The following is a 12,155-nucleotide window of genomic DNA, read 5'->3' as shown; positions in this document are numbered from 1 at the left end:
GCCGCTGGGCGGCTGTGCGTTCGGGCGCTTGCGAAGCGGTGCTTCGCAAGCAAAGCGCCCTCACCCATGCGGGCCTCGTTTCGCGCCATCCATGGCGCTCAACGCCCCCGCCCAGCCCCACCGCCCGGCCCTGACAGGTTCCGGGGCCGCCGCCCGCGTAATGAAAATAAAAGGCAAAGGCAGGGTTTCTGACCCCATGTTTCTGCCGCGCTCTCCCCTCGATTCTGGCGCCCTTGGGGCGGCGGGTGCGTCCGCGAGCTTGGGCTGGGCGCCGCGGGATCAGCGCAGCTGGCTGTCTTTGCTGCCGCGGCGGTTGTAGCCGGACTGGGCGCTTTCGTCTTCGTCGTGGGCCTGCTGGCAGGCCACGCACAGGCGCACGCCGGGTACCGCCTTGCGCCGCGCCAGTGGAATCGGGGCGTCGCATTCTTCGCAGTGTTCCAGCCCGGGGCCCTGCTTGAGCTGGCTGCGGGCGCGGGCGATGGCATCGTCGACGGTGGCGTCGATCTGGTCCTGCACGGCGCCGTCCTGCGCCCATCCGGTGGCCATGGGAGCGTCCTCCACGGGGATACGGATATCCAGCCTAATCCGGCGCGGGTGAAGCACCCGTTGGGGTGGTCGAACGGGTGAGCCCCCCTCGCGTGTGGCTTTTTGCTGCGGCTGGGGGGGCCGGGCGGGGAGGCTATGCGGGGCACGCGCAAGTACGTCCCTGTAGCTCTTCGCGGCTCCTGCCGCTCAAGGCCCCGCATAGCCTCCCCGCCCGCCCCTCTGACAGGTTCCGGTGGCTGCCGCCCGCGTAATGAAAAAAAAAGCGGTAGCGCCGACCCACGGTCGGCGGAATCCATCAGCCCCCATTCCCTCAAAGCCAGGGGTCAGAGTCCCCATCCCCCCATCATCCCCCCCCGCCGACCATGGGTCGGCGCTACAGAAGGTTCCAGAGCCACCATGGACCTGTCGAAGGTGGGGCGGGGTGGGTTGGCGGGGGCGTTGAGCGCCATGGATGGCGCGAAACGAGGCCCGCAGGATGCGGCTTCTGCCGTCCCCCGCCAACCCACCCCGCCCCACCCATCTGCCCTGCAGCTCTTGCCGTTGCTTTTGCCGTTGCCGTTGCCGTTGCCGTTGCTTCAAAGCCGCGCGCACGCGCAGAAAAAACCCTTTACCAGACCAGGTCATCCGGAATCTGGAACTGCGCGTAATACGCATCGTCTTCGGCATTGCCGGTGGACGCGAACGTGCTCTCGCCCGCCTGGCCGTGGTCGACCGCAATCAACTCCGGTGCCCGCTCGCGTACCTTTTCCGCCGCCGCGCGCGGCAACAGCGCATAACTGTCGCCCGCCGCCACGATCACCAGCGCACCGGCCGACAGCGCCTTGCGCAGCTTGGCATCGATCAGCAGCGTGCGGATCACCTCGCCGTGGGTGAACCGGTACTCGCTCTCGCCCGCGTGCGGCACCGCATGCGCCTGCACGATCTGCCGCGCCTGCGCCCGGCCCTCGATGGCACGCAGCTGCGCATTGCGCTCGGCGGCGATCGCGCGGTCACGCTCGACCTTTTCCAGCCGCACGCGCTCGGCCTCGCGCTGGATGTCCGCCGAAGCATCCGGCGCCTTGCCCTGGCGGGCCTTGACCTGCTCGCGGGCCGCGGCACTCGCCTGCGCCTTCTTGGCCAACCCGGCCTTGAGCAATTGTTCCTGCAGCGCGTTCGGCTTTGCCATGGTCCTGCCTGCAACTGGTCTATCTTAGGGACGTCCATGATACCGGAGCCCCGGCGGCACCATGCCCTCCCTGAAATACCTGACCGGCTACCCCGAACCCCTGCAGGAGCAGGTCCGCCAGCTGCTGGCTGAGGATCGCCTCGGCGCCCTGCTGCAGCGCCGCTATCCAGAGGCGCACGAGGTCCGCAGCGACCGCCAGCTGTATGACTACACCCAGGACCTGAAGGACCGCTACCTGCGCAAGTCGGTGCCGCTGAACAAGGTCTGCTACGACAACAAACTGGAAGTGGTGAAACACGCGCTGGGCCTGCACACCGCGGTGTCGCGCGTGCACGGCGGACGCCTGAAGGCCAGCCGCGAAATCCGCGTGGCCAGCGTGTTCCGCCAGGCCCCGGCCGCCTTCCTGCGGATGATCGTCGTGCATGAACTGGCGCACCTTAAGGAAGCCGACCACAACAAGGCCTTCTACCAGCTGTGCCAGCATATGGAACCGGACTACCTGCAGCTGGAATTCGACACCCGGCTGTTCCTGACCGAACTGGCCCACCGCGGCGGCTGAAGCAGGCCGACGCCGTGGCAGGTACACTGCGCGCCCCCTTGAGGTTCCCTGCCCCATGCTCCCCACCCGTCTCGACAAACGCCTGGCCGAACTGCTCGGCTGCCCCCGTGGCGAAGCCCGCCGCTACATCGAAGGCGGCTGGGTGCGCGTGGACGGCCAGGTGGTGGAACAGCCGCAGGCGCAGGTCAGCACCGAAACGGTGGAACTGGATCCGTCCGCGCGCGATGAGAAGACCGAGCGCGTGACCATGCTGCTGGCCAAGCCGGTGGATGCCGCCGCACATACGCTGAGCGCGATGGTCACCCCGGAATCGCAGAGCCCGCTGGACCTGGGCAGCATCCGTCCGCTGCAGCGCCATTTCCACGGCCTGCAGCTGGCCGCCGCGCTGCCCGCTTCGGACAGTGGCCTGGTGGTGGTCAGCCAGGACCCGCTGATCATCGCCCACCTGCAGCAGCAGCTTGCGCGTACCGAACAGGAGTTCCTGGTGGATATCCAGGGCGAGCGTGCGATGTGGGACGTGGCCCGGCTGCAGACCGGCCTGAAGGAAAACGGACGCACGATTCCCGGTTGCAAGATCAGCTGGCAGAGTGAACAGCGCCTGCGTTTTGCCGGCAAGGGCCTGCATCCGCGCATGTTGCGCGAAGCCTGCGCCGGTGCCTCGATGCAGGTGGTCGGCATCCGCCGCCTGCGCATCGGCCGTGTCTCGCTGGGCAAGCTGGCCCCGGGCAGCTGGCGTTACCTGGGCAGCGACGAGCGCTTCTGAACAGTGCACTGCGCGTGCACCGGCCTGGCGGTTAGGATCGGTGCATGAGTAAACCCCTTCCCCTGTGGCGCCGGCTGCTGCGCGGCCTGGCCATCGTGCTTGCGCTGCTGGTGTTGCTGGTGCTGTCCGGCCTGTTGCTGGCCGATCACCTGACCCCACAGGCGCGTGGCGAAACATCGCACGTGCTGCCGGTGCAGCCCGCCCAGACCCGCATCGACCGCGAGGTCAGCGCCCTGCAGGCGGCGCATCCCGGGGCATCGGGCGTGGCCTTCCTGTCCGACGGACTGGATGCCTTCGCCGCGCGCGCGGTCATCACCGAACGCGCCGAACGCAGCCTGGACCTGCAGTACTACATGTGGAAGGACGACCTGATCGGCCACCTGATGGCGCGTGCCCTGCACGACGCCGCCGAGCGGGGCGTGCGCGTACGGATCCTGCTCGATGACATGAACGCGCAGGACAGGGACGCGCTGATGATGGCGCTCGATACCCATCCCAACATCGAGATCCGCCTGTACAACCCGTTCCGCAACCGCAACGGGCCGTGGCGGATGGTGGAGATGGTGCAGCGGTTCTTCTCGGTCAACCACCGCATGCACAACAAGAGCTGGATCGCCGATGGCCGGGTCGCCATCGTCGGCGGCCGCAACATCGGCGAGGAATACTTCAGCGCGCGCACGGACGTGAACTTCCGCGACCTGGACCTGCTGGTGGCCGGTGAAGCGGTCGGCCAGGCCAACACCGTGTTCGACGATTACTGGAACAGCGAAGCGGCCGTGCCGATCGCCGCGCTGGCCTTCCATACGCGGCAGGAGCTGCGCCTGTTGATGCGCGAATCGGACAACGAAGCGCGGCTGGACTCGGCCAGGCCCTACCTGCAGGAAGTGGCGAAGTCGCGCCAGCGCGCCATGGCCAGTGCGGCACCGCTGCACTGGAGCGCGAATGTGCGCATCGTCTCCGATCCGCCGATGAAGCATCGCCGCGATGACCCGCAGAACTGGCTGGTCAGCGACCTGGTGCAGATGCTGACGGCGTCGCAGCACAAGGCACTGCTGATATCGCCGTACTTCGTGCCCGGCAACGAGGGCCTGGATGGCCTTACCCGGCTGAGCGAACGCGGCGTGCAGGTCGGGGTGGTCACCAACTCACTGGCCGCCAACGACGTGGTCGCCGTGCATGGCGGCTACATGACCTACCGCGCGCCGCTGCTGCAGGCCGGCGTGCAGCTGTACGAACTGAAGGCACATGGCAAGGCGACCAGCTCCGGGCTGTTCGGCAGCAGCGGCGCCAGCCTGCATACCAAGGCCTTCGTGCTGGATGACCGGCACGGCTTCGTCGGCTCCTTCAACCTGGACCCGCGCTCGGCCTACCTCAACACGGAAATGGGCGTGATCTTCGACGACCCGGTGCTGGCCGCCCAGCTGACCGCCGAGTACCTGCGGCTGTCCAGTCCGCAACAGAGCTGGTGGCTGGCATTGGACCCACGGGACCGCGTGCGCTGGCTGGAACGCGAGCCGCCGCCGCATTGGGTCGACACCGAACCGGACAGCAGCCTGCGCCTGCGCACCAGTGCACGGGTGATCAGCTGGTTGCCGTTGGAATCACAGCTCTGACGCTGCTCAGGCGTCGCCGTCGTGTTCGTCGGCCAGGGTTTCAACCGGCCGCCCGTGCAGGCGCCGCCAGATCCACAGCAGGGCATGCGGCGGGGTGCCGGGCAGCTGCTCCAGCCAGGCCAGCCCCTGGCTCTTGCCGATGTGGCCATGCCGCGCCAGCAGGCTGGCGGCTGCCGCGGCGCGGGCGAAGCGCAGGGTGCGCGGCAAACCGCTGTTGGTATTGCTGGCCTGCAGCGCCTCGTGCACCGGCGCGGGCAGCTCCCAGGCCGCGGCCACGCGCTGGGCGACCGGCAACGTCCACTGGCGCAGCAGCGCCTCGGCGGTAGGGTAGTCCAGCGGCACCTGCAGCGTCTGCGCTTCCTGCAGCAGCTGTTTCATCACCAGCGCGGCGCCCAGGCCCTGGGTGAGCCCCAGCCACTGCGCCGCGAACGGATCCTGCTGGCTGACCGTGCGCGCGTGGTCGGCCGCCGCGCGCGAGGACAGCAGCGCGTGCTCCCAGATGATGGTGCTGAACTGCGGAAACTCACTGCACTGCAGGTGCATCACCGGCTGTACCAGCACCGCGCTGATGATCTGCCGGATGCCTTCGGTGCCGACCAGGGTGATGGCCCGCTGCAGGCTGTCCACCGGCCGCTCCTGCATGCGGAACGCGGGGCTGTTGGCGATGCGCAGCAGGTTGCCGGTCAGCACCGGGTCCTGGCCGATGATCGCTGCGGTCGCCCGCGCGGAGGATTCCGGATCGTTGACGGTCTGGATCAGCTGCGGCAGCAGCTGCGGGCGCCGTGGCAGCTGGCGCGCGCTCCAGTCACGTGACAGCAACGCCTGCCGGGTCGCCTCGAGCAGGGCCCCGTGGCAGGCCGCGCCGCCATCCAGGGCGGGGTGCAGGGCCAGCGCATACAGCCCGGAGTGCAGCCGTGCCTCGGCATCGGCATCGGTGTCGCCACCGGCAGCCATCGCGGCCGGCGCAACGGCTTCGGCGACGAAGCCATCGTGGCGCTGCGTGCGCTGCTGCGTGGCGTGCCGCGCCCCGGCACGGCCGAACAGCCGCCCCCACCAGCCGGCCCAGCCATTGCTGCCCGTGATACTCATCGGCCCGCCCCGCATGGCCCGGCAAAGCGGGCGTAGGATTGCTGTACTGCCACCGCACCGGTCCTTAGCTTCAGGCGGACACCGCCGTGCATCCAGCATCGGCCGATACGGTCGCTTCTTTAACCCCTCCACCCGCCCGGCCATGGGCCCGGACGTGCACAACACCACCCCGGGGAATGGACTAGAATGGCGCCGCGCGGCCCGTCCCCTGAACTGACGAAGTCGCTTTTTTTGTTTCTGCACCCTTATCGTTGCTGGCCTGTTCGAAGTGGTTCGCTGCTGTTCACGCCAACGGAGTCGCCATGCTATTCGAAACCCTCGCCACTACCGGTCACGAGCAGGTCGTTTTCTGCAACAACCCCGATGCCGGGTTGCGCGCCATCATCGCCCTGCACAGCACCACCCTGGGCCCGGCCCTGGGCGGGGTCCGCATGCGTCCCTACGCGAGCACCGACGAGGCACTGGCCGACGTGCTGCGGCTCAGCCGCACGATGACCTACAAGAACGCGCTGGCCGGGCTGAACGTCGGCGGTGGCAAGGCGGTGATCATCGGTGACCCGCGCACCGACAAGACCGAAGTGCTGCTGCGTGCGTTCGGCCGCCAGGTCGATGCGCTCGGCGGTCGTTACATCACCGCCGAGGACGTCGGCACCGATGTCAACGACATGGAAAACATCTACCTGGAAAGCCAGTTCGTCACCGGCGTGCACCAGGTCCACGGAGGCTCCGGCGATCCCGCGCCGTTTACCGCCTACGGGGCACTGCAGGCCCTGATGGCTTCGCTGCAGGCCAAGCTGGGCCATGAAGAAGTGGGCAAGACCAGCATCGCCGTGCAGGGCCTGGGCCACATCGGCATGGAACTGGTGAAGCTGCTGCGCGACCGCGGCGCCAAGCTGTACGTGACCGACCTGGATGCATCGCTGGTTGATCGCGCGGTGTCCGAGTACGGCGCCGAGGCGGTCAAGCCGGACGAGATCCACGAGGTCAGTGCCGATGTGTTCGCTCCGTGTGCGCTGGAAGGTGCGATCAGCCTGGACGTGCTGCCACGGCTGAAGGCGCGGATCATCTGCGGCACCGCCAACAACCAGCTGGCCAACCCGGAAGTGGGCGATGAACTGCACGCGCGCGGCATCCTGTACGCGCCGGATTACGCGGTGAATGCGGGCGGGGTGATGAATGTCTCGCTGGAAATCGACGGCTACAACCGCGAACGCGCGATGCGCCTGATCCGCAGCATCTACCACAACCTGGGCCGCATCTTCGCGTTGTCGCAGCGCGAGAACATCGCCCCGCAGCGCGCGGCCGACCGCATTGCCGAAGCGCGCATCCAGTCGATCGGCAAGCTGAAGCTGCCGATGGGACGCGCCACCCCACGCCTGGGCGACCTGCGCGCTGGCTGATCGCCGGCCGCGCTAACCCTGCACGGCAAGCCCGGTAGCGCCGAGCCACGCTCGGCGAGCGCGAAGCGCGGCGCCCTTCATCAGCCACGCCGCGCTTCACCGGAAGGCCGCCGCGCCTGGCTCGGCGCCTCCGTGAATCAGAAGCCGGTGCTGTAGTTCAGTGCCGCCTGCGAAACATCCAGCCCGCCGCCGAAGCGCTGGTCGTAGCCGAACGACAACCGGCCGCTACGCCCCACCCCGGCTTCCAGCGCCACGCCGACCAGGCCGGAGGCACGCGGCAGCGTGCCGGAAACCAGCGGCGCCCATGCCTCCACGCCAGTGAAGCCGGCCTGCGCATCGAACCCTTCACTGGACAGCTCCTGCTGCCATTCGGAGTAGCCGCGCAGCGTCCAGCGCTGCCACTGGCGTTCGGCGCGCAGGCCCAGCATGGCCAGGCTGCGCCGCGCCAGGTTGTCCTGCATGCGCAGGCCGAAGCCCAGCCCGCCCTGTTCGGCGAATCCATCCGACCGCACCTGCACCTGGCTGGCCGCCAGGTACGGCGTCAGCGCGGCACGCGCGCCGCCAAACCGCAGCCCCGATTCCACGCTCATGCTGGCGAACCGGCCGCCGTAGCGCGCCCCGGTCCCGACAGCCTGCGCACCCAGCAGCAGCTGACGATCCACCTGACGCTGGAACTGGCCGGCACCCAGCTGCGCCAGCAGGTAGCCACGCCCTTCGCTCCAGCCGGCGTACAGCTGCGCCTGCGCCTGGCGATCCCGCCCCAGCCCGCCGGTGTCGCGGCCGCTGGCGCTGCTGCGCACCTCACCGAAGGCAACGCCGAGCAATCCGTTGCCGCCAAGCGCACTCTCCTGGCCCGCCATCCAGCCCTGGGTCTGCGTTGCGTTGCCGGCGAAGTTGCCCTGCCCGGCGTCACCCAGCGCACTCTGCCACGCACCGCGCAGCGCCGGCCGCGCCTGCACCTGGCCGAAACGGGCCGCCACGGCGCGCCGGCTCATGTCCACGCTGTCGAAGGTGGCCTGGGTGGCCAGGGCATGAGCCTTGCCGGACAGGCTGTCCAGGCTGGCCGACAGGCCACTGATGCCGCCGGGCGTACGCTGCAGATCGCCGGCAGCATCGGCGAACGCGCTGCCCTGCAGGTCCGGGCTGCCATCGAGCAGTTCGAAGGCGCGCTCCACGCGCCCGGCCGAGGCCAGTGCGCGCGCATCCAGCGACGCCGCGCTGGCCGCAGCGACCACGCTGACCCGGGTCAGTTCCAGCCAGGCCGTGGTGCTGTCATAGCCGTACGAAGATTCCAGCAGCGACACGCCGTTCTGGCCCACCGCAGCGGTGTTGAACTGACCGGACAACCCGCCCTGTGCGCGGATCAGCGATTGCCGCGTGCCATCGGCCGGCACATAGCCTGCGATCGCGCCGTTGACCAGCACGCCACCGCCCTGCAGGGTCGCCGTGCCGGTGACCTGCAAGGCGTTGACGCCCAGCGCGACCATCAGCTGGGCGCCGTCGCGCTGGAGGTAATTGCCTTCGATGGTCGCATCGGCATTGGCGCTGGTCAGCACCACGCTGGCGCCGTTGTCGACGTTGCCGACCACCCGCGTGGTGCCGTTCATGAACTGCAGCGCGGCGCCGCTGGGGCTGCCGGCCTGCGCGGCAATGCTCACGCTGGAGGTGATCGAGGCGCCACCGCGCAGCGCCAGCGTGCCCTGTTCGATGCGCGTGGCACCGCTGTAGGTGCTGCGTCCTGACAGCCCCAGCGAACCCACGCCCTGCTTGACCAGGCCGCCGGTGCCGCTGAGGTCGTTGCTCCAGACCGAATCCAGCCCGAGCCGGTTGACGTTGACGCTGACATCGCCCCAGTCCAGGCGGCCCGGACCATTGACGGCCTTGCCGACATTGAGCAGCCCGTTGCCGAACACCGGGTCCACGCCGGCAGCGCCGAGGTCGGTTGCCGTGCCCAGCAGGGTCTGGCGGACCAGGTCGTTGCTGAAATATGGATAGCGTTGCCAGACCAGCGCCGCCGCGCCGGAGACCAGCGGCGCAGCATAGGACGTGCCCCAGCCGTAGTAGTAGCTTGCCGTCGCCGTGGTCGCCTGGGGATCCGGATAGACCGCGGTGCCGGGCGCGGCCAGGCAGTAGCTGGCGGCTTCGCCGCAGGCATTCGCATAGCTGGCAAGCTGGGTCGGGGTGACCGTGTCCACGGCGGTCACCGCCAGCCAGCCGCGCACCAGGTCGGCCGCTGGCGTGCTGCCGCCGACGCCGGGACGGCTCGGCAGCGCGGCCATGTTCGACGGCGTTGGCTTGCCGTCATTGCCGGTGGCGAATACCACCAGTCCGCCGTTGCTGGTGATGAACGGGCGGTACTCGTCGGCGATCTGCGCGGTAGTGGCCGCGTTGGTCCAATACAGGCCACCCCAGGAGTTGTTCATGATCTTGACGCCGGCAGTGATCAGGTCGCGGTGCACCGGCGCCAGGCCGATGGCCCCACTGACCTGGTTGCCATTGCCGCTGCCGTCATCCACGGGCCGCTTGTCGGCGATGATCCGCGCCGAGACGATCTCCGCGCCGGGCGCCACGCCGACCTGCGAACCGGCATAGTCGCCGCCGGCGGCCAGCATCGACACCGTGGTGCCATGCCCGACCACGTCGTCGCGCCCCAGATCGTTCACCCGTGAATCAACGTAGGTGTAGTTGGCGACCACGCGGCCGGCGAGTGCCGGGTGGCTGCGGTTGACCCCCGAATCCACGACGCCGATACGCACGCCCTGCCCGGTCAGGCCGGTGCCCAGCGCATTGATCGCGGTCAGGTGGCCCTGCCTGCTCGGCTGCGGCGGCGTAACCGGCGGGGGTGTAACCGGCGGCGGCGTGACCGGTGGTGGCGTCACCGGCGGCGGCGTGGGCGGTTCGACGCGGACATTGCCGCCGCCGCCACCGCCACCGCAGGCGCTCACTGCCGCCGCCAGCGCCATGGCCAGCGCGTTCCTCATCCCTGCAGCCGTATTCAGTTGAACCCGTTTCATCCCTGTATCCCCGTCGAAGGTAGCGAGTGCCGCGGTCGCCCTATGCTGGCGTCGGGCCAGCCAACCTGCGGTAAGGGGCACCGCCTTATACTGGCGTCCCCCACGCAGTCTGCCGGGATTCGCGCCGCCTTCCAACGGGTCGCGTCTCCTTTTCCGAATTTGCTCACGCAACAACGAGATTGCCATGTCCAACATCGTCATCGCCGCGGCCAAGCGTACTGCCATCGGCTCCTTCCTCGGCCAGTTCAACGGCGTCCCCACCCCGACCCTGGGCGCGACCGCGATCGCCGCCGCGCTTGAAGCCTCCGGCGTGCCGGCCAGCGACGTCACCGAAGTCATCATGGGCTGCGTGCTGCCGGCCAATCTGGGCCAGGCGCCCGCCCGCCAGGCCGCCATCGCCGGCGGACTGCCGCTGTCCACCGGCGCCACCACGCTGAACAAGGTGTGCGGTTCGGGCATGAAGGCGATCATGCTGGGGCATGACCTGATCAAGGCCGGCTCGGCCAGCATCGTCGTCGCCGGTGGCATGGAGTCCATGTCCAACGCGCCGCACCTGCTGCCCAATTCGCGCACCGGCAACCGCTTCGGCAACTTCCAGGCGGTGGACCACATGGCCCACGATGGGCTGGTGAATGCCTACGACGGCAAGGCCATGGGCGAGTTCGCCGAATGCGCCGTGGACAAGTACCAGTTCAGCCGCGAAGAGCAGGACGCCTACGCGATCGAGTCGGTCAAGCGCGCCCAGGCCGCGCAGGCCAGCGGCGCATTTGCCGATGAAATCGTCGCGGTGAAGGTCGCCAGCCGCAAGGGCGAGGTCGAGATCTCCATCGACGAACAGCCCACCCGCGCCGACATCGCCAAGATCCCGACCCTGCGCCCGGCGTTCAAGAAGGACGGCAGCGTGACCGCCGCCAGTTCCTCCAGCATCTCCGACGGCGCCGCCGCAGTGGTGCTGCTGTCCGAAGCAGACGCCCAGGCGCGTGGCCTGCAGCCGCTGGCGCGCATCGTTGCCCACGCCACCCACTCGCAGGAGCCGGAGTGGTTCACCACCGCCCCGATCGGCGCGATCCACAAACTGCTGGACAAGGCAGGCTGGACGCTGGCCGATGTCGACCTGTTCGAGGTCAACGAGGCGTTCGCGGTGGTGGCCATGGCGCCGATGCGTGAACTGGGCATCGCGCATGACAAATTGAACGTCAACGGCGGGGCCTGCGCACTGGGCCATCCGATCGGCGCATCCGGGGCGCGTCTGGTGGTCACCCTGGTGCACGCATTGCGCAGCCGCGGTGGCAAGCGCGGGATCGCTACGCTGTGCATTGGCGGCGGTGAAGCAACGGCCATCGCCATCGAATTGATTTAATTGGATTTAACTCCCGTTTCGCAAAACTGAATGCGGGATCGCTTGACAGCCATTCGTGGCTTGTCATCATGTTGACGGCGCGCAACTGCGCGTTGCCTATCTAACGACGACGAGGATTCACCAAATGAGCATCAACAAGCTGCTGGTTGCTATGTCCCTGGCCCTGGCCCTGGCTGCCTGCTCGAAGCAGGAAGCTGCCCAGGACGCCGCCGCTTCGGCCAACGAAGCTGCCACCGAAGCTCAGGCTGCTGCTGACCAGGCTGCTGCCGCTGGTTCGGCCACCGCCGACGCTGCCCAGCAGGCTGCCGACACCGCCGCCACCGCTGCTGACGCTTCGGCCGACGCTGCTGGTGCCGCCGCTGGCGCCGCCACCGACGCTGCTGCCGACGCAGCTGCTGACACTGCCAAGGCTGCCGAAGGCACCGCCGAGCAGGCCAAGGACGCTGCTGAAGAAGCCAAGAAGTAATAACTTCTTTCTTCACGCTGTTCTGAAGAAGCCGCTGGTTCGCCAGCGGCTTTTTCTTTGCCTGTCGTTGGGGTGGGTCGAACGGGTGATACCCCCTCGCGGGTGGCTTTCAGGCTGAAGCTGGGGGGCCGGGCGGGGAGGCTATGCGGGGCACGCGCAAGTACGTCCATGTAGCTCTTC

General features: G+C 68.6%; 10 protein-coding genes. 6 read left to right on the top strand and 4 right to left on the bottom strand.

The genetic code is table 11. The features are described 5' to 3' along the window. Positions 1-279: 279 nt before the first annotated feature. The gene (locus RTX79_RS18250) at positions 280-546 is read right to left on the bottom strand and encodes a DksA/TraR family C4-type zinc finger protein (RefSeq protein ID WP_123699820.1); all 267 of its coding nucleotides are present in this window, start codon (positions 544-546) and stop codon (positions 280-282) included. 607 nt (positions 547-1,153) lie between these two features. Continuing rightward, positions 1,154-1,711 carry a DUF2058 domain-containing protein gene (locus tag RTX79_RS18245; RefSeq protein WP_123699819.1) on the bottom strand — a complete coding sequence of 186 codons (558 nt, stop codon included), beginning with the start codon at positions 1,709-1,711 and terminating at the stop codon, positions 1,154-1,156. 61 nt (positions 1,712-1,772) lie between these two features. On the opposite strand from RTX79_RS18245, the gene RTX79_RS18240 reads away from it, so the two are divergent. The 3 genes from RTX79_RS18240 to RTX79_RS18230 are packed head-to-tail and all read left to right on the top strand — an operon-like array spanning position 1,773 to position 4,646. Continuing rightward, positions 1,773-2,270 (top strand): M48 family metallopeptidase, encoded by a 498-nt coding sequence (locus RTX79_RS18240; RefSeq protein WP_057687606.1) that lies wholly within the window; start codon positions 1,773-1,775, stop codon positions 2,268-2,270. A 55-nt stretch (positions 2,271-2,325) separates the two neighbouring features. Continuing rightward, positions 2,326-3,033 carry an RNA pseudouridine synthase gene (locus RTX79_RS18235; protein WP_057687605.1) on the top strand — a complete coding sequence of 236 codons (708 nt, stop codon included), beginning with the start codon at positions 2,326-2,328 and terminating at the stop codon, positions 3,031-3,033. A 44-nt stretch (positions 3,034-3,077) separates the two neighbouring features. Next, positions 3,078-4,646: a phospholipase D family protein gene (locus tag RTX79_RS18230; RefSeq protein WP_312685256.1), complete on the top strand. Its 1,569-nt coding sequence runs from the start codon at positions 3,078-3,080 to the stop codon at positions 4,644-4,646. Between the two features lie 6 nt (positions 4,647-4,652). Here RTX79_RS18230 and RTX79_RS18225 read toward each other — a convergent pair whose 3' ends face one another. Continuing rightward, complete coding sequence (locus tag RTX79_RS18225; protein WP_312685254.1) at positions 4,653-5,735, bottom strand: HDOD domain-containing protein; 1,083 nt, start codon at positions 5,733-5,735, stop codon at positions 4,653-4,655. 302 nt (positions 5,736-6,037) lie between these two features. On the opposite strand from RTX79_RS18225, the gene RTX79_RS18220 reads away from it, so the two are divergent. Beyond that, the gene (locus RTX79_RS18220; protein WP_312685252.1) at positions 6,038-7,135 is read left to right on the top strand and encodes a Glu/Leu/Phe/Val family dehydrogenase; all 1,098 of its coding nucleotides are present in this window, start codon (positions 6,038-6,040) and stop codon (positions 7,133-7,135) included. 137 nt (positions 7,136-7,272) lie between these two features. Here the strand turns inward: RTX79_RS18220 and RTX79_RS18215 are convergent, their stop codons facing one another. Then, entirely contained in the window at positions 7,273-10,116 is a 2,844-nt protein-coding gene (locus tag RTX79_RS18215; protein ID WP_312685250.1) for a S8 family serine peptidase, read from the bottom strand. 217 nt (positions 10,117-10,333) lie between these two features. Between RTX79_RS18215 and RTX79_RS18210 the strand changes: the two genes are divergently transcribed. Both RTX79_RS18210 and RTX79_RS18205 read left to right on the top strand, forming a co-directional pair. Beyond that, positions 10,334-11,509 (top strand): thiolase family protein, encoded by a 1,176-nt coding sequence (locus RTX79_RS18210; protein WP_312685248.1) that lies wholly within the window; start codon positions 10,334-10,336, stop codon positions 11,507-11,509. A 124-nt stretch (positions 11,510-11,633) separates the two neighbouring features. Then, positions 11,634-11,975 (top strand): hypothetical protein, encoded by a 342-nt coding sequence (locus RTX79_RS18205; RefSeq protein ID WP_057508009.1) that lies wholly within the window; start codon positions 11,634-11,636, stop codon positions 11,973-11,975. Positions 11,976-12,155 lie beyond the last annotated feature (180 nt).

Origin of the sequence: Stenotrophomonas chelatiphaga (assembly GCF_032054965.1) — a bacterium.
In the GTDB taxonomy this organism is placed as follows: Bacteria; Pseudomonadota; Gammaproteobacteria; order Xanthomonadales; family Xanthomonadaceae; genus Stenotrophomonas; species Stenotrophomonas chelatiphaga.
This window is presented reverse-complemented; position numbering and strand designations above follow the sequence as displayed.

Excerpts from the sequence above, each read along its gene's own strand:
- RTX79_RS18205 (WP_057508009.1), top strand. The coding sequence starts at position 11,634 with ATGAGCATCAACAAGCTGCTGGTTGCTATGTCCCTGGCCCTGGCCCTG.
- RTX79_RS18245 (WP_123699819.1), bottom strand. The coding sequence starts at position 1,711 with ATGGCAAAGCCGAACGCGCTGCAGGAACAATTGCTCAAGGCCGGGTTG.
- RTX79_RS18230 (WP_312685256.1), top strand. The coding sequence starts at position 3,078 with ATGAGTAAACCCCTTCCCCTGTGGCGCCGGCTGCTGCGCGGCCTGGCC.
- RTX79_RS18250 (WP_123699820.1), bottom strand. The coding sequence starts at position 546 with ATGGCCACCGGATGGGCGCAGGACGGCGCCGTGCAGGACCAGATCGAC.
- RTX79_RS18210 (WP_312685248.1), top strand. The coding sequence starts at position 10,334 with ATGTCCAACATCGTCATCGCCGCGGCCAAGCGTACTGCCATCGGCTCC.
- RTX79_RS18225 (WP_312685254.1), bottom strand. The coding sequence starts at position 5,735 with ATGAGTATCACGGGCAGCAATGGCTGGGCCGGCTGGTGGGGGCGGCTG.
- RTX79_RS18220 (WP_312685252.1), top strand. The coding sequence starts at position 6,038 with ATGCTATTCGAAACCCTCGCCACTACCGGTCACGAGCAGGTCGTTTTC.
- RTX79_RS18240 (WP_057687606.1), top strand. The coding sequence starts at position 1,773 with ATGCCCTCCCTGAAATACCTGACCGGCTACCCCGAACCCCTGCAGGAG.
- RTX79_RS18215 (WP_312685250.1), bottom strand. The coding sequence starts at position 10,116 with ATGAGGAACGCGCTGGCCATGGCGCTGGCGGCGGCAGTGAGCGCCTGC.
- RTX79_RS18235 (WP_057687605.1), top strand. The coding sequence starts at position 2,326 with ATGCTCCCCACCCGTCTCGACAAACGCCTGGCCGAACTGCTCGGCTGC.